General features: G+C 61.6%; 32 protein-coding genes. 12 read left to right on the top strand and 20 right to left on the bottom strand.

Annotated elements, in window-relative coordinates; genetic code table 11:
* Positions 1 to 236: 236 nt before the first annotated feature.
* Complete coding sequence (gene repC / locus DRF71_RS23075; RefSeq protein ID WP_112312841.1) at positions 237 to 1,292, top strand: plasmid replication protein RepC; 1,056 nt, start codon at positions 237 to 239, stop codon at positions 1,290 to 1,292.
* 224 nt (positions 1,293 to 1,516) lie between these two features.
* Complete coding sequence (locus tag DRF71_RS23080) at positions 1,517 to 3,697, top strand: ParB/RepB/Spo0J family partition protein (protein ID WP_112312842.1); 2,181 nt, start codon at positions 1,517 to 1,519, stop codon at positions 3,695 to 3,697.
* A gap of 84 nt (positions 3,698 to 3,781) precedes the next feature.
* Here DRF71_RS23080 and DRF71_RS29640 read toward each other — a convergent pair whose 3' ends face one another.
* The 5 genes from DRF71_RS29640 to DRF71_RS23110 all read right to left on the bottom strand — a co-directional run bounded on the left by DRF71_RS29640 (position 3,782) and on the right by DRF71_RS23110 (position 7,849).
* Entirely contained in the window at positions 3,782 to 4,507 is a 726-nt protein-coding gene (locus DRF71_RS29640; RefSeq protein WP_198672325.1) for a hypothetical protein, read from the bottom strand.
* 26 nt (positions 4,508 to 4,533) lie between these two features.
* Positions 4,534 to 5,661 (bottom strand): hypothetical protein, encoded by a 1,128-nt coding sequence (locus tag DRF71_RS23095; RefSeq protein WP_198672326.1) that lies wholly within the window; start codon positions 5,659 to 5,661, stop codon positions 4,534 to 4,536.
* On the bottom strand, positions 5,658 to 6,905 hold the full coding sequence (locus DRF71_RS28840) for a type II toxin-antitoxin system HipA family toxin (protein ID WP_112312845.1): 1,248 nt from the start codon (positions 6,903 to 6,905) through the stop codon (positions 5,658 to 5,660). The genes DRF71_RS23095 and DRF71_RS28840 overlap by 4 nt, the downstream gene beginning before the upstream one ends.
* Positions 6,898 to 7,233, bottom strand: a complete 336-nt coding sequence (locus DRF71_RS23105; RefSeq protein ID WP_112312847.1) for a helix-turn-helix domain-containing protein — start codon at positions 7,231 to 7,233, stop codon at positions 6,898 to 6,900. The genes DRF71_RS28840 and DRF71_RS23105 overlap by 8 nt, the downstream gene beginning before the upstream one ends.
* Positions 7,234 to 7,528: 295 nt before the next feature.
* Entirely contained in the window at positions 7,529 to 7,849 is a 321-nt protein-coding gene (locus DRF71_RS23110) for an H-NS histone family protein (protein ID WP_112312848.1), read from the bottom strand.
* A 428-nt stretch (positions 7,850 to 8,277) separates the two neighbouring features.
* Here DRF71_RS23110 and DRF71_RS23115 point away from each other — a divergent pair, with 428 nt between their 5' ends.
* The 4 genes from DRF71_RS23115 to DRF71_RS23130 all read left to right on the top strand — a co-directional run bounded on the left by DRF71_RS23115 (position 8,278) and on the right by DRF71_RS23130 (position 13,518).
* The gene (locus DRF71_RS23115; RefSeq protein ID WP_112312850.1) at positions 8,278 to 8,682 is read left to right on the top strand and encodes a single-stranded DNA-binding protein; all 405 of its coding nucleotides are present in this window, start codon (positions 8,278 to 8,280) and stop codon (positions 8,680 to 8,682) included.
* Between the two features lie 399 nt (positions 8,683 to 9,081).
* A complete protein-coding gene (locus DRF71_RS23120) occupies positions 9,082 to 10,143 on the top strand; it encodes a hypothetical protein (RefSeq protein WP_198672327.1) in 1,062 nt (353 codons plus the stop codon).
* A complete protein-coding gene (locus tag DRF71_RS23125; RefSeq protein ID WP_112312854.1) occupies positions 10,140 to 12,350 on the top strand; it encodes a Mov34/MPN/PAD-1 family protein in 2,211 nt (736 codons plus the stop codon). Before DRF71_RS23120 ends, DRF71_RS23125 begins: the two co-directional genes overlap by 4 nt.
* Positions 12,340 to 13,518 carry a patatin-like phospholipase family protein gene (locus DRF71_RS23130; protein WP_112312855.1) on the top strand — a complete coding sequence of 393 codons (1,179 nt, stop codon included), beginning with the start codon at positions 12,340 to 12,342 and terminating at the stop codon, positions 13,516 to 13,518. Before DRF71_RS23125 ends, DRF71_RS23130 begins: the two co-directional genes overlap by 11 nt.
* Before the next feature lie 124 nt (positions 13,519 to 13,642).
* Here DRF71_RS23130 and DRF71_RS23135 read toward each other — a convergent pair whose 3' ends face one another.
* Positions 13,643 to 14,038 carry a type II toxin-antitoxin system VapC family toxin gene (locus DRF71_RS23135; protein ID WP_198672328.1) on the bottom strand — a complete coding sequence of 132 codons (396 nt, stop codon included), beginning with the start codon at positions 14,036 to 14,038 and terminating at the stop codon, positions 13,643 to 13,645.
* Positions 14,039 to 14,049: 11 nt separating this feature from the next.
* On the bottom strand, positions 14,050 to 14,319 hold the full coding sequence (locus tag DRF71_RS23140) for an antitoxin (RefSeq protein ID WP_112312978.1): 270 nt from the start codon (positions 14,317 to 14,319) through the stop codon (positions 14,050 to 14,052).
* A gap of 310 nt (positions 14,320 to 14,629) precedes the next feature.
* Here DRF71_RS23140 and DRF71_RS23145 point away from each other — a divergent pair, with 310 nt between their 5' ends.
* The gene (locus tag DRF71_RS23145) at positions 14,630 to 14,992 is read left to right on the top strand and encodes a bactofilin family protein (protein ID WP_112312858.1); all 363 of its coding nucleotides are present in this window, start codon (positions 14,630 to 14,632) and stop codon (positions 14,990 to 14,992) included.
* A gap of 6 nt (positions 14,993 to 14,998) precedes the next feature.
* Here the strand turns inward: DRF71_RS23145 and DRF71_RS23150 are convergent, their stop codons facing one another.
* On the bottom strand, positions 14,999 to 15,313 hold the full coding sequence (locus DRF71_RS23150) for a WGR domain-containing protein (RefSeq protein ID WP_112312860.1): 315 nt from the start codon (positions 15,311 to 15,313) through the stop codon (positions 14,999 to 15,001).
* Positions 15,314 to 15,355: 42 nt separating this feature from the next.
* Positions 15,356 to 15,565, bottom strand: coding sequence for a hypothetical protein (locus tag DRF71_RS27725; protein ID WP_126976287.1), 210 nt, complete (start codon positions 15,563 to 15,565; stop codon positions 15,356 to 15,358).
* A gap of 85 nt (positions 15,566 to 15,650) precedes the next feature.
* Here DRF71_RS27725 and DRF71_RS23155 point away from each other — a divergent pair, with 85 nt between their 5' ends.
* Positions 15,651 to 16,115 carry a hypothetical protein gene (locus DRF71_RS23155; RefSeq protein ID WP_126976286.1) on the top strand — a complete coding sequence of 155 codons (465 nt, stop codon included), beginning with the start codon at positions 15,651 to 15,653 and terminating at the stop codon, positions 16,113 to 16,115.
* Positions 16,116 to 16,154: 39 nt separating this feature from the next.
* On the opposite strand, the gene DRF71_RS23160 is transcribed toward DRF71_RS23155, so the two are convergent.
* Positions 16,155 to 16,451, bottom strand: coding sequence for a hypothetical protein (locus DRF71_RS23160; protein WP_157971256.1), 297 nt, complete (start codon positions 16,449 to 16,451; stop codon positions 16,155 to 16,157).
* A 109-nt stretch (positions 16,452 to 16,560) separates the two neighbouring features.
* Here DRF71_RS23160 and DRF71_RS23165 point away from each other — a divergent pair, with 109 nt between their 5' ends.
* Together DRF71_RS23165 and DRF71_RS23170 are read left to right on the top strand one after the other, a co-directional pair.
* On the top strand, positions 16,561 to 16,968 hold the full coding sequence (locus DRF71_RS23165) for a M23 family metallopeptidase (protein ID WP_408634565.1): 408 nt from the start codon (positions 16,561 to 16,563) through the stop codon (positions 16,966 to 16,968).
* On the top strand, positions 16,965 to 17,435 hold the full coding sequence (locus DRF71_RS23170) for a DUF411 domain-containing protein (RefSeq protein WP_112312868.1): 471 nt from the start codon (positions 16,965 to 16,967) through the stop codon (positions 17,433 to 17,435). The genes DRF71_RS23165 and DRF71_RS23170 overlap by 4 nt, the downstream gene beginning before the upstream one ends.
* 60 nt (positions 17,436 to 17,495) lie before the next feature.
* On the opposite strand, the gene DRF71_RS23175 is transcribed toward DRF71_RS23170, so the two are convergent.
* From DRF71_RS23175 to DRF71_RS23185, 3 genes are all read right to left on the bottom strand, one after another.
* Complete coding sequence (locus tag DRF71_RS23175) at positions 17,496 to 18,029, bottom strand: TlpA family protein disulfide reductase (RefSeq protein ID WP_332872078.1); 534 nt, start codon at positions 18,027 to 18,029, stop codon at positions 17,496 to 17,498.
* 45 nt (positions 18,030 to 18,074) lie between these two features.
* Entirely contained in the window at positions 18,075 to 19,544 is a 1,470-nt protein-coding gene (locus tag DRF71_RS23180; RefSeq protein ID WP_112312870.1) for a multicopper oxidase family protein, read from the bottom strand.
* 62 nt (positions 19,545 to 19,606) lie between these two features.
* On the bottom strand, positions 19,607 to 19,963 hold the full coding sequence (locus DRF71_RS23185; protein ID WP_157971257.1) for a hypothetical protein: 357 nt from the start codon (positions 19,961 to 19,963) through the stop codon (positions 19,607 to 19,609).
* A 182-nt stretch (positions 19,964 to 20,145) separates the two neighbouring features.
* Here DRF71_RS23185 and DRF71_RS23190 point away from each other — a divergent pair, with 182 nt between their 5' ends.
* Both DRF71_RS23190 and DRF71_RS23195 read left to right on the top strand, forming a co-directional pair.
* Positions 20,146 to 20,757 (top strand): membrane lipoprotein lipid attachment site-containing protein, encoded by a 612-nt coding sequence (locus tag DRF71_RS23190; RefSeq protein ID WP_112312873.1) that lies wholly within the window; start codon positions 20,146 to 20,148, stop codon positions 20,755 to 20,757.
* A 70-nt stretch (positions 20,758 to 20,827) separates the two neighbouring features.
* Positions 20,828 to 21,319 carry a DUF411 domain-containing protein gene (locus DRF71_RS23195; protein ID WP_232831647.1) on the top strand — a complete coding sequence of 164 codons (492 nt, stop codon included), beginning with the start codon at positions 20,828 to 20,830 and terminating at the stop codon, positions 21,317 to 21,319.
* Positions 21,320 to 21,358: 39 nt separating this feature from the next.
* On the opposite strand, the gene DRF71_RS23200 is transcribed toward DRF71_RS23195, so the two are convergent.
* The 7 genes from DRF71_RS23200 to DRF71_RS23230 all read right to left on the bottom strand — a co-directional run bounded on the left by DRF71_RS23200 (position 21,359) and on the right by DRF71_RS23230 (position 26,890).
* The gene (locus DRF71_RS23200; RefSeq protein WP_126976248.1) at positions 21,359 to 21,799 is read right to left on the bottom strand and encodes a hypothetical protein; all 441 of its coding nucleotides are present in this window, start codon (positions 21,797 to 21,799) and stop codon (positions 21,359 to 21,361) included.
* Between the two features lie 203 nt (positions 21,800 to 22,002).
* Positions 22,003 to 22,725: a DsbA family protein gene (locus DRF71_RS23205; protein ID WP_232831648.1), complete on the bottom strand. Its 723-nt coding sequence runs from the start codon at positions 22,723 to 22,725 to the stop codon at positions 22,003 to 22,005.
* Between the two features lie 112 nt (positions 22,726 to 22,837).
* Positions 22,838 to 23,314: a c-type cytochrome gene (locus tag DRF71_RS23210; RefSeq protein WP_112312878.1), complete on the bottom strand. Its 477-nt coding sequence runs from the start codon at positions 23,312 to 23,314 to the stop codon at positions 22,838 to 22,840.
* Positions 23,311 to 25,266: a penicillin-binding protein 2 gene (mrdA, locus tag DRF71_RS23215; RefSeq protein ID WP_112312879.1), complete on the bottom strand. Its 1,956-nt coding sequence runs from the start codon at positions 25,264 to 25,266 to the stop codon at positions 23,311 to 23,313. The genes DRF71_RS23210 and mrdA overlap by 4 nt, the downstream gene beginning before the upstream one ends.
* On the bottom strand, positions 25,253 to 25,996 hold the full coding sequence (locus DRF71_RS23220; RefSeq protein ID WP_232831649.1) for a ferric reductase-like transmembrane domain-containing protein: 744 nt from the start codon (positions 25,994 to 25,996) through the stop codon (positions 25,253 to 25,255). Before DRF71_RS23220 ends, mrdA begins: the two co-directional genes overlap by 14 nt.
* Positions 25,993 to 26,484, bottom strand: coding sequence for a hypothetical protein (locus DRF71_RS23225; protein ID WP_112312881.1), 492 nt, complete (start codon positions 26,482 to 26,484; stop codon positions 25,993 to 25,995). The genes DRF71_RS23220 and DRF71_RS23225 overlap by 4 nt, the downstream gene beginning before the upstream one ends.
* Complete coding sequence (locus DRF71_RS23230; RefSeq protein ID WP_112312883.1) at positions 26,474 to 26,890, bottom strand: hypothetical protein; 417 nt, start codon at positions 26,888 to 26,890, stop codon at positions 26,474 to 26,476. The genes DRF71_RS23225 and DRF71_RS23230 overlap by 11 nt, the downstream gene beginning before the upstream one ends.

Genomic DNA, 26,890 nt, shown 5'->3' on the forward strand with positions numbered 1-26,890 from the left:
CTGCCCCTAAACATGTAACGCGAGCAGAAGGAGAGTAGCGAAGGCCAAAAAAGAAAGAGCCCCCCAAGGTTTCCCTCGGAGAGCCCATCATCGATTTGCACCTATGATGTAGCAATCTCCCACATACCGGTCAAGAGTCGCCGATTCGGTGGACATGATTTTTGTTGCCTTCTGCACGAGAAATCGTGCGAGAGGCCGGGAAAGCTATGGGCCGACGTGGCCGTCGTTCAACAAACATGGCATTCACTCAGGTTTCCACAAGTACCGCCGGCGCCAGACAGCGCGACCGGCATGAGAATTGTACGCCTCCCGACATCTGGGCGGTCTTTCGAGCCTTGCGCGATGCAAGGTGTGTCTTCGGACTGAAGCCGGGGCATATCCAGACCCTGCAGGCCCTCATCAGCTTCCTGCGGCCAGGGCAAGGGGACACTGTGTTCGCATCGAACTTCGAGATCTGCCGAAGAGTCGGCGGTATCGACGAGCGGACCCTTCGTCGTCACATCGACCGTTTCATCGATCTTGGGATGATCGAGCGCCACGACAGCCCAAACCGAAAGCGCTATCGCGTCAGCTCGCGTGATGGTCGGGTCGTCAGCTTTGGCCTTTCGCTTTCACCGCTATTGAAACGCGCCGGTGATTTCCTTGATGCTGCCGCAGAACTCGAAGAGACCCGCCGCGATCAGGTCTTCCTGCGGAAACAAATTCTCGTCGGTCTGGCTCATATCGACACTATCGAACCCGGAAGCGCCGTTTCAGAAAACGCTCGCAGAATGATGCGACGCAAGTTGGCAGTGGACGAATATCGTTGCCTGCTGGATCAGGTCACGAACCATCTTGGTCAAATGTCCACCGTGGTGGACGTTAAAATTACAACAAAACTGCCCGCCAATGACGGTCAAACTGTCCGGCACCTTTCTAAGTCCGAAAAAGAAAAAAAAGAATCTGAAAGAGTCGAGAGCGATCTGCTTCCCTCCGTCCCAACGCTGACCGCGATTTGCCGAGAAGCTACGGCATTCGCTCCAGCGGGGCTCCGAACATGGGACGACATCGAAAGACATGCACAGAACCTCGCGCCGATGATGGGTATTCAACCGGGCACCTTCAACGAAGCCAGCAAGCGAGTGGGTTCTAGGCGCACAGCAACTGCTATCTTCATCCTCCTGCAACTTGGAACTCGGGTTAGAAACTACGCAGCCTATTTCCACAGCATCACGCTTGGAAAGAGGGCCGATAGCTTCAGACCATCAGCCATTCTGGCAACACTTTCGGTTTCGACGTCTGTGCCTGTGTGATGTCCACCGCGGTGGACATTGCTACGAAGACCAGCTGCATCCTTCATTTTGACTACCGCGGCTCCCCCAGTGGCGACTTAATGCGCTGGTCAAAGACAACCATGTCTCACCCAAGTTTGCGCGACACGCGTCAAGACGAAGAAAAGTCAGAGAAGTGCAGGTGAAGGGTGACGGTGAATGAGATCGGGAGAGTGGCTTCCGGCGCCCGTCGTGGAGATGGTCTGATGGCAAAAGCTGCTCAGAATGTGACCCTGTCGCCCTCGCGCGATATCGCCTTCGACCGGCTGGTGTTGAGCCAGTCCAACGTCCGGCGCATCAAGTCCGGGATGTCGGTGGAGGAGCTGGCGGAAGATATCGCCCGCCGTGGGCTCCTGCAGAGCCTGAACGTCCGGCCCGTGCTGGATGAGGCAGGCGGTGAGACCGGCAAGTTCGAGATCCCGGCCGGTGGGCGCCGCTTCCAGGCGCTGTCCTTGCTGGTGAAGCAGAAGCGGTTGGCCAAGACCGCGCCGATCCCCTGCATCGTGCGGGACGCCGGGTCCGCGATCCTCGCCGAGGATGACTCGCTGGCCGAGAACATGCAGCGCGTCGCTTTGCACCCGCTCGACCAGTTCCGCGCCTTCGCTGCCTTGCGCGAAAAGGGCCTCGGCGATGAGGCGATCGCGGCTGCCTTCTTCGTGACGCCCCATGTCGTGCGCCAACGGCTGAAGCTGACCTCCGTCGCCCCTGCCCTCCTCGACGTCTATGCCGAAGACGGCATGACGCTGGAGCAGCTCATGGCCTTTACCGTGACGTCGGATACTGCGCGCCAGCTGCAAGTCTGGGAGGCGGTGAAGGGCTCGTGGAACAAGGAACCTTACGCCATCCGGCGCATGCTGACCGAGACCTCGGTCCGCGCGTCGGATCGCCGCGCGGTCTTCGTCGGCATCGAGGCCTATGAAGCGGCGGGCGGGACCGTGGCGCGGGATCTCTTCCAGGGCGACGATGGCGGCTGGCTGGAAGACGTCGCGCTTCTGGAGCGCCTCGTCGGCGAGAAGCTGCAGGCCGTGGCTCAGGCGCTCGTCGCCGAGGGCTGGAAATGGGTCGAGGTTGCGGCAGACTTGCCCTACGGCTTCGGCTATGGGCTGCGTCGTCTGTCCGGCGAAGCTGCGGCGATGTCGGAGGCCGAGGCAGCCGAGCATGCCAAGCTTCTCGCCGAATACCAGGCACTCGACGCCGAGTGGTCCGAAGCCGACGAAATCCCCGCGGACATTGACGCTCGTCTCAGCGAACTGGCCGATGCAATGGAAGCCTTGGAGACCCGGCCCGTGATCTTCGATCCGGTGGAGATCGGGCGGGCAGGGGTCTTCGTCACCTTCGACCGTGAGGGCAAGCTGGTCCTCCATCGTGGCTATGTGCGGCCCGAAGACGAGGCACCGATCGAGACCGGGGTCAACCCAGACGATGGCATCGACCATGGCGCGTCGGACGGGCAGGGCGCAGCAATCAGCGCCTATGGCACGGTGATTACCTCGGCAGGTCAGCCCCTCTCGGCCTTGCCCGACGAGGAAGACGACGGCGCGCTGAAGCCCTTGCCCGAGCGGCTGGTCATGGAACTCACAGCCCACCGCACCCTTGCGCTGCGCGAGGCCCTGGGGCGGTCGCCTGAGGTGGCCCTGACCCTTCTGCTTCTGAAGCTAGTGACCGACACCTTCCGCACGTCGTCGTCCTCGGGATCCTGCCTCGAGGCCTCGGTGCGCCCAGTCTACATGGCCGCGCAGGCGCCGGACCTGAAGGACAGCGCAGTGGCCCAGGCCATCGAGGAGCGTCATGCGGCATGGGAGACCGAGCTCCCTCTGGGCGATGATGCTGGGCTCTGGGACTATCTCACGGCGCTTGATGCCGCGAGCCGTCTCTCGCTCTTGGCCCATTGCCTCTCCCAAGGCGTCAACGCGCTCCATGAGCGGGTGAACCCCTATGGCGCGGGCATCTCGGCCTCCGGTCTCACCCGCCGCATGAAGCATGCCGACATGCTGGCAAAGGCCGTCGATCTCGACATGGTCGAAGCGGGCTGGGAACCCACGGCGGAAAATTATCTCTCCCGCGTGCCCAAGGTCCGGATTGTCGAGGCTGTGCGCGAGGCGAAGGGCGAAGGCGCGGCGCAATTGATCGACCATCTCAAGAAGACCGAGATGGCCACGGAGGCCGAGCGGCTCCTCAAGGGCAGCGGCTGGTTGCCGGAGGTCCTGCGCCGTGCCGATCTGGTTGCGCTGCAGGGTGAGGCAAGCACGGAGGGGCAGGGCGGTGACGTGGGGGATCGTGACGACTTGACCGCAGACCCTGTCGAAACCCTCGAGGACATCGACCTTCCGGCCTTCCTCGTCTCCGATCTGCCGCCCGAGACGGCGCAAATGATCGCCGCCGAGTGATCTGAAGCTTCGGGGGCGGGGAAACCCGCCCGCACTTCACATAAAACCAAACAATATCAATGCAATGAGTGCGTTTCTTCGCATTCAGAGTGAGGAATCATGTCTGCAAACTCCATCATCGACACCGCGCCATTGGGTGCTTTGGTCCGTTACTCCGACGGCAGCCCCAAACCGCCCGCGCGCTTCACCAAGAAGCTCGCTGCCTGGGAGCGGTCGAACGGCATCGGCCGCCTTGTGAAGAAGGAACCGCCGCGCCCCCATCAAACCTGGACCGCGCCCGCCTCCTTCACGCTGCACGAGGGCAACTTCTCTTCCGACGGCATTATCCTTGTCACCATCATGCGCAGCCATTCCGCCGACAGCACATTGGCCTTCGAAGTCGTCGAGGTGCCGCAACCCGGGCAGGTGAAGATCCTGCTCGACTTCGGCGGCACGAGCGAGCTGCTGCACCTCGCGGCCAATAGGGCCGCCGCCGAGCTTTGGATCGCCCGGGAGGGCTATCGCAACGCAAGGCTGGAAGTGGTCGGCGACAGTGACGACGGTGGCTGCAGGATCCCTGACGTGGTTCGCATCGAGCGGACTGCCGGCATCAGCGCCTTTGCAGATCGCGACGAGCGCCGTGATGTCGGCAGTCTCCAGCTTGGACTGACCGCACAGCCGCCTGAGCGCATCGCGCTGCCAGGCGGGCAGATCCGCCGACCATTTGAGAATGTCGGCAAGTGCTGCGGCTTCGTTCGAGAGGTCATTCTCCTGCGCGTCCATGTCTTCTGCCCCGATCCTGCCCGCATGGTCTGGCGGGCCGTTTTCCATGATGCTTGTCTTCCGCCGTCGTTGTCTCAGATGCCGCCTATGATGCGCCGCTCTTGGCCAAGCGGAATGATCCAGCCGCCGGCACGGTCCGGTCGTGCAAACTCGTCCGGACTCCCTTTTTCGGCGAGACGGCTGCGAATGGCTTGCGGCTCGGCATCGATAGCAGCGCGAATGAGCTCGTGCTCGACCCCGACAAAGACTGGCCGGAGATTAAGGCGGGAGAGTGCTTCTTGATCGGCAGGCTCAACGCCGGTGTCGGTAAGCGGTCCCGCGCGGGTGACGATGCCGCCGATCAGACCGTCCATGGCGGCGCTCGCCTTGTCCACATCCCGCACCGGGGATGTGTCGAGCAGCGATCGCGCCCGCTGGGTCTCACCTTCGAGCCTTCGCGGGAATGATTGCAGTGTGAGGCCGCGAAGCGCGTCCGCTAGTTCGGCATGCCCGAGCGGTTTGATGAGATTGGCGATATGGAGCCGAAGCATGCCGATGAAGAGCGCGTCCTTCTCCTCCTGGGTATGCGGCTCGCCTTCCTCGACCGGGTCCCGAACCGAAAGGCGGGCATCGGCTGGACCGGCCGTCGCCATTCCCCAGCGCGTGGCGATCGCGATACGCTTCACCGTGACCTTGCGGCCTCGGGCGGTGACGTCGATCCGCCGGGCCTGCGCCCATGCTCGGTCCAGCGCTTTGGCGGGACCGCCGACATCATGGCAACCCTTGGCTTCGGCGACAGTCAGCGACGACAGGTCGGATGCGCAGGCGATCCAGTCGGGCAGGTCGCCGCGGGATAGGCGCGTGATCTTGACCTGACGGCGGCGATCAAGGTCGATCGTGCGGCTGCCGAGATGGGCGAAGATCGAGAGGTTGAAGTAGCGCTCGAGGTAGGCACGCGCGACGAACCGTCCGAACAAGCCCGAGAGCGCGACCTTGACCTCCCGTGCTTGACCGAGCGGCTCCCTGAACACGAACGGCGTGCCTGCGCCGGTCGGGGTCAACAGCGCATCGAGGATCGACCAGGCGCCATAGGCTGCGCCTGGCGTCTGCAGCACCTCCCGGATACCGGCATCCTCGATCTCGGAGACTTCTAGATCAACGGTGGCCCCGGAGACCGGGCTTGCGGCTTGCGGATCGAAGCTATGAAAAAAGGTCCTGGTCATAGCGCCAGCGCCCGCGTGAGATCGTCATGCTCGAAGGCGCTGGCCATGCGGGTGATCTCAGCCGACCGGGCGCCGACGGCCTTCGCGGTCTCGCGCCATGTCGCGGTCACGGTCGCGACCTCTTTGATGATCGCTCGGGCTTGCGCCAGCGTGAGTGCGAAATATTCCGACGCCTGTTCGAGCAGATCGAGCGAGCAGGTTCCCTCGTCGAGGTCGATGTTCGTCGTCAGCACACGCGCCTTGAGATCGGTGGGCACCGGATTGAGGTCATAGGCGGGCGAGAGCGACCACCCGGCCTTGCCGAGCCAGAGAAAGCCGTGGTTGCGCAGATGATCGTCGACATTGGAGATCAGCACATTGAAGGCGACGCGCCGATAGAGCGCGTGGGCGTCCGTCTTTCCCTGCGCGCCATGCTGGGCCAGGGCATCGACGATCTCGGGGTAGCTGCCACGCTCGCCGTCCCTGGCGCCCATCATCGCCATTGCGGACAGGAACGGGATGCGGATCGCGCCATCGCGATCGAAGCGTCGCGATAGCATCACCGACTTGCCGGCCACTTCGACAAGTTCGTGTTGCGGGGTGGCGATGCCGGCTTGGCCGGCCAGCCGCAGCGCGATCTCCTCCCAGGTTTCCATGCTGTAGTCGTCGGTCTCCTTCGGGAACTTGGCGATGGAGAGATGGCCATGTTGGTCGATGACCGAGGCCTTCGGCCGTGCACCGCCGAGGGAGGAGCCGGGCGCGAAGATCAGTTGAAGGTCTTCGTCCGTTTCCTCGTCCCGGAGAATCCGCTCGGTGATCTGAAGCAGACGGCCCAGCTCGATCAGGGCCGGCACGCCGGCCCTGATCGGCGCTTGGAAGGCCTCTTCGCCGACCCAGCGAAATCGTAACGCGCCGAGCCGCGTCTCATCTGCGACCCCGAGCAGGTAGTCACTTTCCGCGAGCGTGCGGACTGCGCGGCCCTCGCGGTCGGCGAAGCGTCGCTCAGCGCGCTGCATGAGGCGGCGGCCCCACGTATCTGGCGCGGAGTCGCCGATGGATCCGAAGGTCACCAGTCCGGCCGGAGGAGCGAAGGCGCCACGCGTGAGAGCAAGCGCGGGCTCGAGTGAGAAGCGCTCGGCGTCCTCAAGCCAAGCGCCGTCATATTCGAAAAGGATGGTCTCTGTGCCGCGAACGCGGTTGCTTCTCGCCAGTCCGATCGGGCGAGTGCGACCGTGGAGATCGATATGGACTTCGAAGTCAGCCATCGCGGGACGACCTCGTTGGCCGCTTGAGATGAATGTGCTTTGGCAGATCGGCACTCGCCAGTGCCTGCCCGACGCTGTCGTTGCTTATGTCCGCAACTTGACCAAGACCTTCAAGCAGGCCAAGAGCCTGAAGTATGCCTGCATAGATGCCGATGCTAACATTTGTGTCGCCGGCTTCGACCTTTTGCAAGGTCGAACGGGACGTGAAGGCGCGCTCCGCGACGACCGCCATCGGTAGCTTTCGACGGCGTCTGGCATCGTGGATATCCGCGCCGAGCTTCCGAAGGGCGCGGCGCACGGCCGCAGGAGGAGTATGTGGAGTAGGCATTTGCCACCTTCGCACTACAGATTTTCAAAATATGTAGCACGAAGATTACAATTTTTCTAGCCCCACTCGGGATGACTTGCGCTTTCCGGCAGCGGGAAAAGCCCAGCCGCACTGTCACTGGCTACTCCCCACCCATTGCGTCGGGCGTACGAGGGTGGCGGCCGCCGCCGCCAGGGCCTTTCACCTTTAGGTCGGCCCGATCGACGGGAACACTGCGGCTACGCGGGGTCGGCTTCGCGATCCTCGCAAACAGCAAATGGGGCGAGGCGGTCCATTGGACAGCGATTCCCGCAAGTCAGCCGAGCAGCACGTCTGGGTCTTTGCCTGCATCGACATGGGCGGCAAACCAGCCCGGCTTGCGTCCCCGCCCGGACCAGGTGAGGGTCGGGTTCTCCGGATGTCGGAAGGTTTTCGTCGAGGGCGACCGCTTGCGTTTCGGCTCCCCCAGTCCTGCCAGTTCGGCAAGAGTGAAGCCAAGGTCCTTGGCGAGCATCTCGACCTTTTCGCGGGCTTCCGCCTTTTGCCGATTTTCGAAGGTGGAGATGGCCTTGGCCACGGACTTCTGCAAGTCGCGCAGGTCTGCGAGCGACATGGTGGCCAGGTTGAAATCAGGCATCGGGTGCTCCGGTTGATCCAATACAGCAGGCGTAGTCGTGCAAGGACCGCGCGGCAAGAGACGAGCGGGGCAGGGGGCTCGGGTGGACGTGGTGATCGTACTCTCTCCTCTTCCCGGGTTCTTTCCCCCTGGGGCCTGACATTGCCGGATGAGATCGGTCTGGGCGTGTCTGCTTGGGTTTCTCCCCCTGTGATCCGGCTGAGGCACCTCCCCTTCGACGGACAGTCCCCTAAGCCTGTTCGGTTTCCTGCACGCAACCCCAACTCCTGCCCGGGCCGTGTTGGCCGCAAAGCGTCCTGCCCGCGCCACCCCGGGCCCTCGGAGGTTTCCGGCTGGTCTAGGCCCAGCCGTGCGGACGTCTCCCGACAGGCTTCTGCCGGGTCTTGTTGAAGGGATGGTCCCTTCAGCGGAAACTCAGGAGAACCACCATGCAGAACATCGTCATCCTCGCCGGCAACATCGGTCAGGCCCCGGAAGCCCGCACCACCCAAGGCGGCACGAAGATCACCCACTTCACCCTGGCCACCTCGCGCCCCCGCCTCTCGGAAGGCCGCGCGGTCCGCGACGAGCACGGCTACCGCGTGATGGATACCGAATGGCACCGCATCACCTGCTTCAACGGGCTCGGCAAGTCGGTCGCCGAGAACTGCGAGAAGGGCATGAAGGTTCTGGTGCAGGGCCGGATCCACTACACGAAGTGGACCGACGCGGCGGGCGTCGACCGCTACGGCTGCGAGATCATCGCCGAGAAGATCGACTTCCTCAGCCGCCCGAAGGCGGCCGAGGGCGATGCGCCCGAACTGGTCGATCGCGACGACGAGGTCGGCTTCTGAAGCCGACCGACAAGCTGGCCCGGCGGGAAAACCCGCCGGGCTGGACCGTCGGCTTAGTCGGGAGGGGGCCGTTCGACGACGCTCAGCCCATATAGGGTGCAGGAGATTCTCTTCGAAGTGGCCATTCTTAAACGGCGCAGCACGAAGCCGACTGTGGAGTATGCAAGTCAAGGACCACTGCAAGGAAGTAGCCAGTGTGAACTGACGCCAGTGCTCAACGGCCAATGCTGCAGCGAAAGCGGTAGCGGGCTCAGCCGGTATCATCCTCCGTCACAACGCTCTTGAGGCAGCCGCAAGTTCTCTTTATGTTCGACTTTAGGCAAGCAGGCCGGCCTTAGGTGTGAGGGATTAGATTTGCACATTGTCCGCTTTTTCAACATTGGTAACGCCGACAGCTGCTTGATCGAGCTTGAGAACGGCCGTCTCGCGCTCTTCGACTTCGCAGACATGCGTAACAAGGACGATGCCTCAGACAAGCGCTGCGATCTTGAGAAAGAGTTGCGGGAGTGCCTGGGCGACGACAAGGAGATCGATGTCGTCGCCTTCACTCACCTCGACACCGATCATTGCAATCGCGCGAAGGACGTATTCCATCTGGAGCATGCGGCCAAGTACCAAGGCGGCGACCGCATCAAAATTAAGACGATGTGGGTGCCCGCCACTGCCATACTTGAGGAGGGTGTGGAGGGTCAGGCCCGGACACTTCGAGCGGAGGCGCGGCATAGGTTTATCGAGGGCAAGGGCATCCGGGTCTTCTCGAGGCCGGACGCGCTGGACCAGTTCCTCCGGGATCGTGACATCGAACCGTCAAAGCGTCGCAACCTAATTAGCGACGCAGGTACGCTTTGCCCGGAGTTCAACCTGGCCTCAGACAGTGTGGAGTTTTTCGCGCATTCGCCGTTCGCCGAGCACACTGATAACGGCGTCATCGTGCGCAACGCGTCAGCCTTGTTTGTGCAGGCGACCTTCGAAGTCCAAGGCCGTGCGACAAAGCTGATCCTTTCGGCAGATGTCGACCACGAGACGATCGACGGAATAGTACGGGTGACGAGGTATCACAAAAACGACACCCGGCTTGAATGGGATATCAATAACGTCCCCCACCATTCGAGTTACACGTCGCTCGCGGAGGAGAAGGGTGCCGAGGAGACAGACCCGGTCGACCGGCTACGCTGGCTCTACGAGACCCAAGGCCGAACGGCCGGCATCTTAGTCTCGACCAGCGACCCAATTCCGTCCGAGGACACGACTCAGCCGCCTCATCGCCAAGCCGTCAATTACTACAAGCGGGTTGCACGCGACCTCGGCGGTCAGTTTATAGTAACAATGGAGCATCCCTCGAAGACCAGCCCGAAGCCGCTGGTCATCGAGATTGGCGGCACGGGCGCTAAGGTACGCAAGGCAGCTGGTGGTACCCCCGCCGTCATAGCCGCTCCCGCGCCTCGTGCGGGGTCTTTGTGACAGCGGGCGTATCGGAGGCCTCCTCCAAGCTCGCTCAAGCGGTCGTCGGCTATCTGACTAGATCGGTTGACCATCCCTTCGCGACACTGATCAAGGCGGACGGATGTGAGCTTGACATTGAGATAGAGCCAGAATTGGCACAGGATCGGGTAGTCCCGATCCAGCCGGTAGAGCCGTTGCGCCTTGTGTTTTCACCTGGCGACGTTGCGAGCCCACTAGTGCTTTCATTACGTGCCGACTTCCCAGTGGGCCTCGTTCACACGGTCAGGGATCGCGGGGCTGATGGGTTAAGCCTTTGCGTCTGGGAGGAGGCGTGGCAGGACCTGTCGCGGACGCTAACTGCACAAGTTTTGATAGAACGGCTACGCGATTGGCTGTCGCGGACTGCAAGCGGCCTGCTTCATCAGGATGAACAGGGCCTTGAGCCGTTAATCCCAGGTACGGCCCATACGTTGATCGTTCCAGCAGGAGAGCCAGTCGGTCCTTGGCATCTCGTCGGTGCGGTTGAACACGAAGAGCGCTGGACAATTTGCTTAGACACGCATCAGAGGTCTGACAGCGAAGGCTTGCCACGCTTCGCGCTTTTCTCGACAGTTTTGCCCTCGCAGGTACATGGTGCGTTGCACGCGCGTCCGTATGACCTTGGCGGCCTGCTGAAACTATCCGACGAACTGGGCGGCAACCTCTTCACCGAAATGCGACAGTGGATCGTTGCGCCAGAGCAATTGGCTCATGCAGCCGACCACTACCCTCTGCTCCTTGTATCCGTGCCGAAGCGTAGGACCGCCGAGGGGCCGGACGAGGCCGTGGAGGTTTGGGCCTATCAACCCGTCGGCACTTTGGCGGATTTCGGCGAATGCCTTGGTCTGACGATCACGCACCGAGACAACGGGAAGGTATTTACTGGGCAAGCCATGCTGCCTCGGTTGGTCAAAGACTTGAGTACCATCGAGCTTCAAGGCTGGCGCGTTGTACAGCGCTTGGATAGGAGCACGGCTCGAGCACATTCAGCGGTGCCAGAACGTGCTGATGCGCAACTTGTGGCCATCGGGGCAGGGGCAATCGGCTCCAACGTCGTAATGAACACTGCGAGAACCGGGATCGGTGCCTGGGCCATCATCGACGATGATGTGGTGTTGCCCCACAACACAGTTCGCCAAAGCTATGGCGATGCGTGGGTTGGCGCGCCCAAAGCCCACGCGCTTGCAGATCAGGTCAACCATCTTTTTGTTGAGGCTGATGCAACCGCTACTCGTGCAGACGTTCTTCGTATGGAGCCGCACGCTGACAAACTCGCGCTGGCCGACCTTGTGGTCGATTTCAGCGCTTCTCCAGCGGTCGTCGCCCACTTGTCCGACCGGCAAGACATAAAGCGAGCCGCCAGCATCTTCTTCAGTCCCGATGGGGCTGACCTTGTGATCCTTGCCGAAGACGCTAGACGGACAACCCGTCTTGACGAGATCGAGGCCCAGTACTTTCTGGCGACTGCTACTGCGCCAGGACTTGCCGGGCATCTCGATGCCGCCAGAATCGACCGCATCCGATACGCCAATGCTTGCCAAGACCTCACACGGCCGCTGCCGCCTTGGCAGGTGCAGACCCTGTGTGGGATTGCCGCTGGCCAGTTGGTCTCTTTGGTCGGTTCTACGGCGCTCACCGCTGTGATTTGGCGGCTCGACCCTGACTCTGGGGGCATTGTGCCAATAGCGCTGCCGATTTCGCCAGTGCATCGACATACGTCGGTCGACCTTCGTATTGCAGTCAGCAAATCAGTGCTGACGATGATGGCAGACCTTAGGGCCGCAGCAGCCCCCAATGAGACAGGTGGTGTGTTGGTAGGCACGTTCGACATTATTCGGGGCACCGTCAACATTGTCGCCGCCTTACCTGCTCCGCCTGACAGCCGACAAGCGCCAACCTACTTTGTCCGCGGAGCTCGGAACCTCAGGCCAATCATAGAAGGAATGGCGGCTAAAACTGCGGGTCGACTGCACTATGTCGGCGAGTGGCATAGCCACCCTGTTCATGCGGCAGCTCGACCTAGCCGAGACGACGAGACGGTCTTTGCCTACTTGTCACGGCACTTAGATCCTACTGATGTGCCGTATGCCATGATGATCTGCGGGGAACGTGAAACCTGGCTCCGCGTTGCCTGGCAGGGCCGTGTAAGCCTCGAAGGCACCATGTCCCATACAAATGAACAGTGACACTAAATCAAAGGCGCCAGAGCGTGTTGCATTGGCACTATCTGGTGGCGGAAGCCGGGCCATGGCGTTCCATCTCGGCTGCCTCAGGGCGCTGAGGTCCGAAGGACTCCTCGACGAGGTATCGACGATCTCGGCGGTGTCCGGCGGCAGCGTTGTCGCGGCGCTCTATTGCAGCTACCCAGGTGAATTCGACAAGTTTGAGCGCGTAATCATTGAGGTCCTGACTCGTGGGTTCGTTCGTCCAGCAATCAAAGTGCTGTTCACCACCGCCGAGGGGCCGAAGGCGGTTGCAAGCTGCACGCTAACTTGGCTGAACCGCCTAACCCTGGGGAGCACAAGGCTTGCCTTGAAGGCGTTTCCTCGTGCGGTTCGGCCATCCCTAGGATTTTTGCTGGAAAGTCGCTCACGTCGTTGGGCGAGCAGGACAACCGTGCTGCGGCGCGTTCTTGACGACCTTTTTGAAGGGCGCACTCTATCCGACCTTCGCGAAGATCGTCCCAATCTGATCATCGTCGCATGTGACATCATGGCCAGCTCAGCCTTCTACTTCGCGAAGGACGGCGTTGGCTCGTGGCGCCGCGGGGTTGCGGACGCTGGGTCGGTGAGGATTTCCGACGCGGTAACCGCGTCTGCCGCTTACCCGGCCTTTCTGCCAACCCTCGAACTCTCGATGATCTTCAACAAGAATGGCCAAAGGTCTCGCCAGCAGGTCGTTTTGACCGATGGGGGCGTGTACGATAACTTGGGCCTTGCGCCGCTTTGGTCGGATCGTGACCCAGCGATTAGCCTTCACGTCGGTAAGTATGAGCGCCTTGTAGTCTCGCGGGCCGGCTACAGCATCGCGATGTCCTCAGCTCCAACCTTTTGGGGATCCCGCATGTATGCTGTGATGGACACCATGTTCTCACGATCTCAGAACGCAACTATGCAACGATTATACGACTTGCAGAAGGGCGGTGTTCTGAAGGGCTTCATCCTGCCTTACCTTGGCCAAGCCGACGACCGGATCCTGAATCCTCCGCCGGACCTGGTAAGTGCCGACGAAGTTGCCAACTATCCCACCAATTTTTCAGCCATGGCGCCTGACTGGATCGAAAAAATCTCAAAAAGGGGTGAGCAGCTCACTCGGGCTCACATTGCGCAACACTGGAAACGTGAGAGCCCTTAGTTTGTTGGACTGGGGTCAGTCCTGTATGATGGATGTTTACATTACATAATCAAAATTATGCGACACCTTCTTGTAGCCGCAAAGTAGAACTGTCGCACCTGAGCAAAGTTAGAATGTCTGCGGCTCAAGGCTGGTCCAGCCAGTTCTCGACATGCAGGCCCCTCACCCGGGAAAACTCGCCCATGTTGGCTGTGACCAGAACCGCCCCGAGCGCATAGGCATGGGCCGCGATCAGGAGATCGTTGGGACCGATCGGTTTGCCAGCGGCTTCAAGTTCGACCCGTATCTTACCATACTCAGCATCGGCCGGCACGTCGAAGGCCAAGACCTGGATGCTGCCGAGAATTGCTTCGACATTTTCGAGCAGCTTGGCTGATCCCTTCCGCGCGCAGCCGTATCGCAGTTCTGCGGCGGTGATGATGCTGATGCAGATGGCCTCGGACCCGACCTTGATGATGTGCTGCGTGACCGGACCCTGCGGGTTGCGCACCAGATCGGACACGATGTTGGTGTCCAGCATGTACAGTCGGCTCAAAAGTCGACCTCGCGCGGAGGCAAGAGTGTGTCGTCGATATCGGGAAACTGGTCTTCCGGACCGAGTGGCTCAAGATCGGCCAACACGGCCAGAAGGCTCCGACGCCGAACCGGCTCGAGGATAAGGCGGTCCCCGTCGCGATGGATCATCACACGATCACCTGGCAATTCGAAGTCGGCCGGGATGCGCACGGCCTGGCTCTTGTTGTTGCGGAAGAGCTTGGCTTCCCGGCCTGGCACGTGGTCGTGGGAGTAAGCTTGCGGCATGGTGGCCTCCATTGCATATGCACAAACATATACATGCGCGTGAACGTGATTTCAAGCCGGCGCTCGGCGACACCCGTTTCCGCACCCAATTACACCCAATTGGCAGAGCGACCACGGCCTTGAGGATCACCATGATTGATGACGCAGTCTATACAGCTCGTAAGGGAGGACCGGCGACGACCGTTGCCGGACGAGTTATGTGGTACCGAGGGCTCTGCGTCTCTTCGCCGATCACGGCGCCGCGTGTTGCCCTTTCGTTTCGCTTCTGGTCCAGTCATGCAGCACGACGTTGAGCTAAGGCGGCACCAAGATGAATACCCCAAATGGCGACCTCGACCGTTGGCCGGACCCGGCCGTCGCAAACGCTCGCCGCAGCGTCTTCGCGCAGGACCTTGTCGTCGAAGGTGATGCCACCTCCAATGGACCGATCGAGGTCCAAGGCAATGTCGTTGGCTCACTGCGGGCGCCGGAGATCACCGTGGCTGGTTCAGGTCGTGTTGAAGGTTCCGTGGTCGCCCACGACCTCGTCGTGCTCGGGGTGGTTTCCGGCAGGGTCTCAGCGCGAAACGTTCAGCTCGCGCCGAGTGCGGTCGTGCAGGCCGACGTCACCCATGAGCAGATCGCCATCGAGGCCGGTGCCGAGCTGGAGGGCAGGCTTCAGCGTAAGGCCTGACAGATCTCACACCACAAGGTCTGGCGGCAGCATTTGGCCAGCAGGCAGATAGCCCCGCCGCATCTTCTGTCGAAGAGTTTGAGATGCCGCCCTCTCCGCTTCTTCCACGGTGGCGCAAGTCTCGAGTCTTGTCCGTCCGTGCGTTCCGATCCGGCCCCAGGTCCGCAAGACGGAGACGTCTCCGAACAGCGTCGCCGCAACATCGATGCAGTAGAATCGCGCCATCTTGTGCTCAGGGTCGATGCGGTGCAGATGTGCCAGAGCCAAGGCGGTCCTCCTCTGCACAGACTCCGCCTTATTGCTCTCCAAGTCTAATTGCATTTCTGAATCGATCCGGGCGGTCCGATTCAGAAAGCTGATGGGTCATGGTGACGGATCGCCCGGTGTTCCCTCGACAACCTCGACCCAGAGGACGCCACGCAGGCTTTCTTCCGGGACCAGCCACACGGTCCTGAACCGGCCATTCACGGTGCGGTGCCGTTCTGCAACGAGTTCCCGGTCTCCGCGGTCGATCCGCCACAGGCGACGATCGATGGTCGGGCTTTTGGAGCTGCTTCTAGCGACCTCTTCCATACCGGCCTCCTGTCATCCGTTGACGGCTAGCGGTCATGGACATGAACTCTGTCAGAACATATCTAACGACATCAGAAGTGGTGCTTTGCTGTCGCCACGCGAACCACGAAAGGCTTTCCTGTCGATGCATGTTCTGTCCCCCGTTCTGGCTGTTTCCGCGCTTGCGGCGATGTCTGTTCCCGTCCACGCGCTCGACGCCTGGACGATAGGTGTCGAACGTGGCCTGCCGACCTACGCGCTCACCAGCGAAGCGGGTGAGGTGCGGCTTGTCTGCGATCCGGATCGCGTCTTTGGGCCAACGCCCAACGGCGCGTTCGTGGTTCGCTTTGTCAAAGACGCCGCACCGGACATGGTCGTCGTTCTCGCAAAGTCGGGCGAACAGGCCCGCCTGCCGGTCAACAACGGCATCGCCGCACAGGCATCGGTTGACGCAGCGGACTGGTCGAAAATGGTGGCTACCTTCCGCTCGGGCGGCGAGTTCGCGCTCGTTACAAGCGCCGACAGTCTGACCTTCGAGACAGCGCCGCTGCCCGATCTTGCCTGCGAGTAACCGGAGGCAGTTCATCGAATTCTGTTGCATTGTCCGGGTCTATCTGACGCGTCGCGCCTCGATCAGCAGCGACGCAATCGCGGCGAGGAAGGCACCAACGATCGTCGCCCGGGCCTCGATCAGCCAAGGGTCATCAAGTGCCGCATGCATAGCCCGGATAGCGGAGCTTTGGGCGTAGACGGTCATCGGTTCGCCGACCGCCATGTCCGATGCTGCCATGGCAAAGATGCGCCTCGCCTCATCGACATGCGGCGCAAGATCATCTTCCGCCAAGAGCCGCCGCAGTTCGGCCCGGGCTTCCTTGGCAAAGGCGCGCAGCATGTAGGCTGGGGTCATCGTCTTTGAAGATGGCGAAGCCGTGCAGCGTTCCGCGGCCCCCATCCTTGGTGCCCGCCTGTCGTCCGTCTTTGGCCGCCGGAACCATCCCGTGCTGGGCGGAGTTCGAATGCATACCGGGATCGATTACGCGGCCCCCGTGGGGACCGAGGTTTCGGCGACTGGTGCCGGTCGGGTGATCTTTGCGGGCTCGATCCGCGGTTATGGCATCACGATCGACATCGACCACGGCGGTGGGGTCGTCACGCGATATGCGCATCTCTCTGAGATTGCTGAAGACGTTCGCGTCGGAACGCGGGTCAAGGCGGGCGACGAGATTGGCGCGGTCGGCGCGACAGGGCTCGTGAGCGGCCCGAACCTCCATTACGAAGTGCGTGTCGATGGCCGACCGGTCGACCCGAAAGACCAGGACGCCCTGCCGGAGCAAGAGATTGCTACTGCTGCTGACCTTGATGCACTTGCCACTTGGCGCAGCGAAACCGGCTTCATGCCAACAACCGACGGGGAACGTGGATGAAAAGGTATTTTATCGGTCGCCGTGAACTCATGCTTGCATCAGCAGCCTTCGCCCTGGCCCCTGCCGCCAGGGCAGAGGAAGAACCACCGATCCATGTCGTCAAAGGGCGCGGTTGCGAGTGCTGCGAGGCATGGGTGGATTACTTGCGCGAAAAAGGGTTCACAGTAACGGATGAGGTGTCGATGGGAACCTTGCTGATCCGCTTCAAGATGGATCAGGGCATTCCGGCAAAGGCCTTTTCCTGCCACACAGGAACCGTTGACGGCTATGCGCTCGAAGGCCATGTCCCGGCTGCAGATATCCGCAGGCTGCTCGACGAGCGTCCTGACGCAGTCGGCCTCGCAGTACCCGGCATGCCCTACGGCTCCCCCGGCATGGGATCAGAAGACAGTCGAGACGCCTATGACGTTCTGCTGGTTCGCCGGGATGGAAGTCTCGAAATCTTCACCAGCTATCAGGCAGCCTGATCTGTCCATTTCCGAACTCAACGTGCTAGGCAGGGATTTAATCAAGGGAATGGCGACCGATCAAAGCAGATCCGATATCTGACGGACAGCCTCGTCGCTTCCCCAGTCGAAGGGGCCCTGAAGCCGCCCGATTTCACGCGTCTCGCGGTCGATCAGAAGCGTCGTCGGCAGTCCGATGAAGGCCAAAGCCAGTTGAACCCGCAACGGTTCCGCCCAGTAGAGCGGCAGGTTTACAAGCCCGATCTCATCATAGAAACCTCGGCCCCTTTCGATCCCGCCCTCGTCGATGCAAAGGGGTAGCACGGCAAAATCCGGGCCTCCAAGCAGCCCTTCCAAACGTTCGAGTGCCGGCATCTCTTCCCGGCAGGGCGGGCACCAAGTCGCCCAGATGTTCAGAAGGATCACACGCCCGGCAAAGTCCCCAAGAACCCTGGTGGTTCCTGCTTCATCCTGGATAGGCGGGGAAAGCAGAGGCTGCGGGTCCTTTCGCAGCCGGAAAGGCGGTCGCGCTTGGGCGGGCCCCGCAATGAAGCTCGCTGCAAGACCGGCAAGGAGAGGTCGACGACCCATCTGAACAGGCATTGGTTTTCCCATCGCGGAAGGCCGGACCCGCAGGCAATCTGCGGGTCCGGATCGTCGTCAGGCCGAAACCGCGAACTCAGTCATCATGCCTGTCGAGAGATGCGGCATGTGATGGCAATGCAGCATCCACCGCGCCGCTTCACCCGCATCCACCGCGACCGTCACCATCCCCATCGGCGGCACATGAACGGTGTCACGAACAGCACCCGCGATCCGGTTCTGGCCCACGCCGACCACCTGGAAAGCGTGGCCATGCAGGTGCATGGGATGTGCCATCATTGACATGTTGTGGAACATGATCTCGACACGCTCGCCGGTTTTCGCGGTCACCGGGGAATGTTTGCCCCAGGTCTGCCCGTTGATGGTCCATACGTAGGGCATCATCGAGCCGCCCAGCATCAACATCGGCTGCGACGATGCCGCGCGCTCCGGCAGCGGGGTGACGGCGCGCAGGGCCGCTTCCTGCGTCAGATCGGCGCTGAAGGCAGGATGGTCGGCGTCGGACATGTTGGCGACCTTCGTCACCGTGGCCCCCGGGGTGGCAAGGACGAGACCCGTCCGTTCTCTTGCACCCTCGCGCAGGGCGAGGACCGGGAAGGCCCCGCCTTCGGCTGGAACATTAAGCTCGATGTCAAGCCGTTGGCCCATCGCGATTCCGAAACGGTTGCCAGGAAGGGGCTGCACCGGCTCTCCGTCCACAGTAACCAGCCGCCCGGTCAGTGCGCCGGTGTCGATCCAGAACACCGTCGCGGCGGCCGCGTTGATCACCCGAACAAGGACCTTGCTGCCCTTGTCCACCTGCACGACTTCGGGGTCGTCCAGCGTCCGGTCATTGGCAAGGTAGGCGTCAAAGTTGTAGTCGTTCAGGTCCATCGCCATGCCGTCCATGCCCGGCATGGCCATCATGTCCCCCTGACCCATTGCGCCCATGTCCATGCCGGCCATGCCGTCCTGACCCATCTGGCTGTGGTCCATCCCGGCCATGGACGCGCCGCCGGTAATCTCTGCCAGCACCTCCGCAGGCGGCTTGAACGAAAAGTCGTGCAGGAACAGCGTCACGTCCTGCCGATCGGCCGCAACATCCTCGGGCCGCCGCACGACCAGGGGGGCGGCCAGCAGCAGCATCTCATGCGCGGGGATATGGGCATGCATCCAGTGCGTGCCCGGGCGCGCGGCAAAGTCATAGGCGCGGCTTTCGCCGGGTTGCAGCGTGGCCATGGGCATGTCCGGCACGCCGTCTTGAGCGTTTGGCGGGATCTGTCCGTGCCAGTGGATGATGGTCGGCTCGGTCAGGGTATTCGTCAGATCGACGGCGAATGCCTGACCCGGGTCGAGGACCAATCCAGACCGGCCGTTGCCGTCCATCAGCCCCCAGACGGTGGCGGCCCTGCCCCGGATATCGAGCGTCCGGGTCGTCGCCGTCAGCGACATGCGGGCTGATTGTGCTCTAGCACGAGCAGGCAGAATAAGTGAGGCGGCAGCAGCCGCAGAAGCGCCCAGAAAGCCGCGGCGAGAGAGAGCGATCATGCGAATTCTCCTGTATCGCAATGTGAAAAGACTGAAGGCCCCGGCGAACCGGAGCTATAGGGTCAGATCAGTGTGCGTTTCGGAGGTGGGCCAGGTGGCGGGAGCGCAAGCGATGCAGCCAGCAGGTCATTGTTCAGGTTGATTTCAACCGAACGCGCGATGGCGACGACGCCCGGGCTTGGGGCGGGAAGAGCCGCAGCCGCAAAAAGACAATGTTGCTGGCAAAGCAGCCGTTGTGCATCGTCAATCGGGCTGCCTGCGGATGACATATGCGCGCCATGGCCAGCCATCGCCATCATCTGCTCATGGTCGGCCTGAGACTGTTGCCGACCTTCGGAGAAGGCAAGCATTGGCAGGATCGCCGCCAGAAGATAGGCGGCGAGGATCAGTGCACGCATAGGAAACAACGAGCGGGTCATGACGTCATGTGTATCAGTGTGGTCTGGTGCCGTCATCTGACAGTTTGGTGTCTGGGCAATATGGCGATGACATCGACTGCAGCAGAATTGCCGCGTTTTCCCTCGTCTTGACTTGATAGCGCAGAGTTTACTGGCAACCGAACGCGGGTCGCGAAAACTTCAATGATCTGACGGTACACACCATGAAACGATTGGTCTTCGCCCTTTTCGCAACTCTGTTGCTGTCCGCCTGCGGCGCCGAACCGATCTGGGCGCCGGATGAAGCCGTGGCCGACGCGCGCTATGAACATGTCGGCCCGACCTCGGTCACGCTCTATACCGTCCTGTCGACCCGCAGCGGCGCCGGTGCGCACGCCGGGCTTTTGATCAATGGCTCAGAGCGTGTTCTCTTTGACCCGGCGGGAACCTGGCGACATCCGAAGCTTCCAGAGCGCAACGACGTCCATTTCGGGATCACGCCGAAGATGGTCGACTTCTACATCGACTACCATGCTCGCGAAACTTACGACGTTGTCGAGCAGACAATCATGGTTTCACCAGAAGTTGCGGACCTGATCATGGCGCGTGCCAAAGCGTACGGCGCGGTGCCCAAGGCGAACTGCACAATTGCAATATCGCGCGTACTGGAAGGCGTTCCCGGCTTCGAAAGCCTGCGAATGACCTGGTTCCCGAAACGGATGATGGAAGGTTTCGCAGATCTGCCGGGCGTTCAGACCCGTCGGATTACGGACGATGACGCAGATGAGAATCACGGCGTCCTTCTGGTGCAGGCCGGGGACGCGCGTCTTCGGTAGTTTCTTGGTGATCAGGCCTATTGGGAGCCATACTGCGCTCGCCACGCCCGGCCTTTGGCAGTATTTTGCGGTGACACATAAAATGGGGCTTTTGATGATCCTTGCGCGCCGTACTCTTCTTCTTGCCGGACCGGCCATCCTTGCCATGAGCACTGTGCCTTTGCTGGCCGAAGGGGACGAACGGATCCATGTGGTGAAGGACCCTGGCTGTCCGTGTTGTAACGCCTGGATCGGCCACCTACGCGAAAGCGGCTTCAACGTCAGCTTTGAAGAGCGCAGTGTCGAAGACCTCGCGACCTATAAGCGGGAGCGCGGTATCCCGGAGAACCTGTCGTCCTGCCACACGGCGACCATCGGCGACTACACCATCGAAGGGCACGTTCCAGCAGCGGATATCCGCAGGTTGATGGCCGAACGCCCCTTGGCAGTGGGACTTTCCGTTCCGGGCATGCCATTCGGCTCACCGGGAATGGGACCAGAGACAGAGCGTCAGGCTTATGATGTCGTTATGGTCGGTCTGGACGGAAGCAGTACGGTCTTCACCAGCTATCCGGCGGCGTGAGATCCCCACCCGGTGCGCGCCGCGCGAGAGACCATAGGCTCATCTTTGCAAGCCGACCTCGGATGCTTGCCAGGCTTCCAGAAGCACATCCCGCGGCCCCGCTCCGTCAAGCGGTCTGATCGCGACATCCAACCTGCGCGCCGCGTGGTAGGCTGAGGCGGCCAAAAGACCGGGCTCCTTGCCGTAGGCGAGCCGGTAGCGTGTGACGAAACCGTCCATGCGGTCATCACCATTCCAGCCCTCCGCAAGGAGTGCTTGCACCAGAACGGTGCTCGCACGGCTGTACTTGCTCGCCGCGTCGTCGGCGGCAGGCTTCGGTCCAAGGACGATGACGACATCAGCCGGCTCGTCTGGTGAGCCAGTCAACTTCTGGACAAGTCTGGTGGCTTCGGCCGGAAGCGGAAGAACATGCACGTCAACGCCGCCCAGATGCCCGTCGGAGGTTTCGTTTGGGTGCCCGTCCCGCTCGTCGGCAGCCAACACGAATCCTCGGACAGCCTCCGCAAGGTCTTGCTCAACATTCTCACTGACGACGAGAATTGCTGCAATGAACGAATGCGCTGCCGCAATTCCAGACAGAGCGATCCATAGTACCGCCGCGAGGGCCGGGACGGCCGGGATCGTCCTGCGAGCAGGGAAGGCGGTGCAACAGGAGCATTCCGAAGCGACTCGTTTCGAACCACTCATTCTGATGCCCGAACAGAAGCCACGATTTCGGAAAGCTGCGCCTTTTCAACAAAACCGGGGACCAGCTGATCGCCTACGACAAAGGATGGCGTCCCGTTGAAACCGAGCGCCTCGGCCAGACGCATCGAGGTTGCAATGTGCTCGTCGATCTCTGGCGCCTGCATGTCTGCCTTGAGTCTGTCCAAGTCCAAGCCGATTTCGCCGGCGACACGCAGCACCGTGTCGGCTTCTACCTTGCCGCGCATACCCATCAGAGCATTGTGGAGCTCAGCATATTTGCCCTGCTTCCGGGATGCGAGCGCGGCGCGTGCGGCAAAGGCAGATCCCTCGCTGAGGATTGGCCATTCGCGCATCACCAACCGGATGTTGCCGTCTTCGGCCAGAAGAGCGTCGACTTCCGGCATGGCGCGCTTGCAGTAGGGGCAGTTGTAGTCAAAGAACTCGACTACCGTGATATCGCCCTTCGGATTGCCTAGAACCGGTGCGTTAGGGTCACGTTCCAATGTGTCGCGTTCATTGGCCAATACTGCGGTTGCGGCGGCTGCCTGCGCTTCCGCCTGCCGCTCTTCGAGGGCCTGGAGCGCTTCGAGGATCAGTTCGGGGTTTTCGCGCAGGGCCTCGGCGACGAGAGCCTTGATGCGTTCATCCGAGACCTCCTGCGCGAAGGACGGCATAGCGACTTGGAAACAGAAGACACTGGCAAGCAGCAGGGATTTCATTCGCATCGGGCGGACCTTTCATTTCGTACATTTTTTGAGGGTTGATGCTTCCTCAAGTAACTCGAGAGGCAAGTCCAAACTTGGACCGACAGACTATCGTTCGGGTCAGGCATCATGGGGCGAGTGCCTCGACGGCGCTCCGCTCTGCTTGCGTGGCGCGGATGCCGTCGGGCCAAGTCGATTTGATGTAATCGAGAACAGCTTCGATATCCTCGTCCGTCAGACGGTCGCCGAAAGCCGGCATGCCGGAGGTGAAGGCAACGCCCATTTCGTCAAGGACGGCCTGCCCGCCGCGTTTGATGTAGTCGTGCAGCATGATGTCGCCGTGATGCCAGGTGTGGCCGCCCGCGTCATGCGGCGGGGCGGGATAGGTCCCGTCCTCATTGGCCGTTCGCCAGTCGGGATGTCCTTCCAGATCGGCGCCGTGGCACGACGCGCATTCCGCCTCATAGATGGCGCGACCTTGTTCGAGATCGGGGCTATTGTGGAAGAACGCGTCTGCTTGTGGCGCGGACAGCAGAAAGAATGCCGCGGGCGCAACAATCGCAGCGCCTCTGAACTTGCCAGCTCTTGGCTTGGTGGCCTTCATGTCCGGCTCACGGTGATCGGTGTCACCCCATCCGGCGGGAGAATCCGTTCGGACAGTTGAGCCAGATCCTCCCGAATTCGGGCCCGCTGAGCAGTAGGATAGGCATCTTCGGGCGGCAGGCCGCCGTGTTGGGCAAAGAGCATGATGTCGCGCGCGATCGGTGCCGCCGCCGTTGAGCCGCCGCCGCCATGCTCCACTACAACAGTCACGGCATATCGAGGCGCATCGAAGGGTGCGAAGGCCACGAACAGCCCATGGTCCCGCCTGTTCCATGGGAGTTCGTCCTGCGATCGGACACCGGCTGCGCGCTCGGCCGCTGTAATCGAAAACACCTGGCTCGTTCCGGTCTTCCCGGCCATTGCTTTGGTCACATCCGCGATCCGCGAGGCATAGGCCGTACCACGCTCGTGGTTCGACACCTCGAACATCCCTTGTCGCACGATCGCAAGCGCTTCTGCCGAAAGACCAAGTGAGGCAGGCGCAGGTTCACCCGGGCTGGCCCCACCGAGCGGGCGCACGAGACGTGGGAGGACTTCCGTTCCTGAGGCGAGGCGCGCGGTCATCGTGGCAAGCTGAATTGGCGAGGTCAACGTGAAGCCCTGGCCAATGGACGCGTTGATCGTGTCGCCAATCAACCAATCCTGACCGTAGCGCTCTTGCTTCCAGGCGCGTGAGGGATTGTTGCCGTGAACCATTCCCGACAGCGGAAGGTCGTATTTCTGGCCCAGTCCGAGACGGTCGTTCATCGCAAAGATGCCGTCGATCCCGATCCGTTGCGCGACTTCGTAGAAGTAGACGTCGCAAGACTGCCGCAACGCACCGACCATGTCGACCCGCCCATGGCCGCCGCTTTTCCAGCAATGGAATCTGCGACCAGAGATTTCCACGTATCCGTTGCAGGTTACGGTTTCTGCTGGGTCCATGACTCCGCTCTCCAGAGCCGCGAGCGCATTCGACATCTTGATCGTGGATCCCGGCGGATAGGCCCCTTGAACGGTCTTGTCGGCAAGCGGGCGAAACTCGCTGTCGCGCAGACCGCTGTAGTCCTTGCTCGAGATCCCCCGCACGAAGAGGTTCGGGTCAAATGCAGGCGCAGACGTGCAGCCAAGAAGATCACCGTTTGTCACATCCATTACGATTGCTGCCGCGCTTTGTCCTTCGAGGCGCACACGCATGAAGTTCTGCAAATGATGATCCAGTGTGATCTGCATGTCCGAGCCGGGGGTCGGCGGATCAAGTGCCAGCTCGCGCATGGTCCTGCCGCCGGCGTTGACCTCCACCCGCTGAGCTCCCGGCTCACCGCGCAACGCACGCTCGTGGATCCGCTCAAGCGCCGTCTTGCCGATCTGGTAGTCCGGCGAGCGCAAAAGCGGATCGGGTTCCCCGTCCTTGGCTGTGAGATCGCTGTCGCTGACGGGTCCCACATAGCCGACCTGATGGGCAAAGTCCGGCCCGAAGGGATAGACCCGGGACAGGACCATCTCCGGGTGGACACCCGGAAGAGCCGGGGTGTTCAAGGCGATGATTGACAACTCTTCCCAGGTGACCCTGTCCTTAACGGTCACCGGGACAAAGCCCCGAACGCGGTCAAGTTGCTCCCGAATCCGGTCGATATCCTCGCTCGTCAGACCAAGAAGCCGCTGCAGTTTCGCAAGGACGTCATCGACGTCCCGGGCCTCCTCCTTCACGAGCATGATCCGGTAGGTGTGTTCGTTGTCCGCGACGATCTTGCCCGCGCGGTCGAAGATGCGGCCCCGGTCGGGGCGCACCAGCCGCAAATTGATCCGGTTTTCCTCGGCCAGGAGGTAATATTCCTCAGCATCGCGTACACCGAGTTGCCACATCCGGAAACCAAGCACACCGACCACCGAGGTCATCACGCCGCCCAGCATCAGCGACCGACGCGTCGTTACCCGTGAGGCCCGGGCAATATCCCGTTCAGATCGGCGCATGCTTGGCCCTCTCGTACTGAGACTCCGGCATGCGTCTGCCGCCAATGGTTTTCAGGTAAGCGGCAAGTCGCAGTCCCAGGACCAAGACCACCAGTCCGACGAACCAATACTGCAGGGGGTTCGGCTCGGGCGTCGCCCGGTGAAAGCTGAGGAAGTGCATGAACAGGAAGTAGGCGACATGCGCTACAGACAGCCACCAAAGCGGCAGGACACCCATCTGCAGGAACTTCCAGCCGGAAACGCCAAGGCGGCGCATTGCGGCATCGCTTGATGTTGTTGCCAGGAGGATCGCGAGGAGCAAGGCGGCGATCCCGATTGCATTGGCCAGACCAAAGCCATGTTGAAACATGACATAGCTGAGGAGTTCGGGATGCCATTCGAAGCCGAAGAGCCGCATCAGGTCCCATTCGACCCAGCCGACAAGAATGATTCCAGCATGCGCAAGCGCCAGAAGGCAGCCGTAGATGCCCGACTCACGGCGGTAGGGCAGCACCAACACTGCGGGTCTGAGGAGCCGGGCCAGAGGCCCCAGGCCCATCGAAAGCGCAACCAGCACCAGCGAGGCGTCGGCAAGTGCCCGGTTCCAGCGGTGCATCGGACTCCACTCGCCATGGATAGCCGCAAAAATCAGAACGAGGCCAGCAGAGAGGAGGGCCATCAGCCCGTGCCGCAAAAGTACATTCCGGCTCAGCCGTCGGAACATTGGGTCATGGACCGTGACTGTCTTCATTTCACGTCACCCCGATCAAGACCCCGCAGTCCCTGCACCTCCCTGTTGCCAGTGCGGACAGCGCGAAACCGGCGCCACGTTGTCAACGCGGCGGTGCCCATGATGACGAGCCCGGCAGTCGCAAGCCACGGCCGGAGCGGATCAAACCAGGCAAGAAGCGCGGGTCCACCGAAGACCAGCATGAGCACCTTGTTGCAGGTTGGGCAGGCGATTCCGAGAAAGCTGGCAAGCCCACCCGTCCCGGAAGCGCGCAAGTTGCACTGAGGGACCCACATCGCCGCTGTCACACCTCCGAGGAAGGCCGTCAGAACGGTCGCGACGAACTCCCAAGGCCCGACTGGAGTCATCCGGACAAAAAGTGGGTTCGCCCATACGGCAGTGACCGTGCCGAGGACCACAAACAGGGTGGTGCCAACAGCCAGGCCGCGCAGGTTGCGGCGAAGGCTGTCATCATTCAGAAAAGTTGCCGGACTTGGGTTATCGCGCATCAAACTCGACCTCTGCAAACTCTTCACCAAAGCCCACACTGACGACCCAACGACCGGCCATGGGCAGCTTCACGTCGGCGCGCCAGACGCCTGCCTCGACCAGCTGAAGCGGCGGCGCTACGCCGTCCATGTGCATGTCAACCATCGCAAAGTTCACATCTGGCCGCATGCCGGCAGCTGCGCCGGCGTCGGTATCGGGCATGAACTGGATTTCAACTCGAACGTCGAGATTACCAAGCGCGTAGACCTGGACGTCCATCCGTCCGTCCGAAAGCGCCTCGGACACTTCGGCTGTCGCCGATGGATCAGCGGAGATCGTGTCGCGCGGATCGAGGGTCCAGACGGTGGTCCAGATGAAGACACCGACGAAGACGGCAACGCCCAAAGCCAGAATGACGGCAAGCAC

The organism is Pseudogemmobacter bohemicus, from assembly GCF_003290025.1.
Taxonomy (GTDB): Bacteria; Pseudomonadota; Alphaproteobacteria; order Rhodobacterales; family Rhodobacteraceae; genus Pseudogemmobacter; species Pseudogemmobacter bohemicus.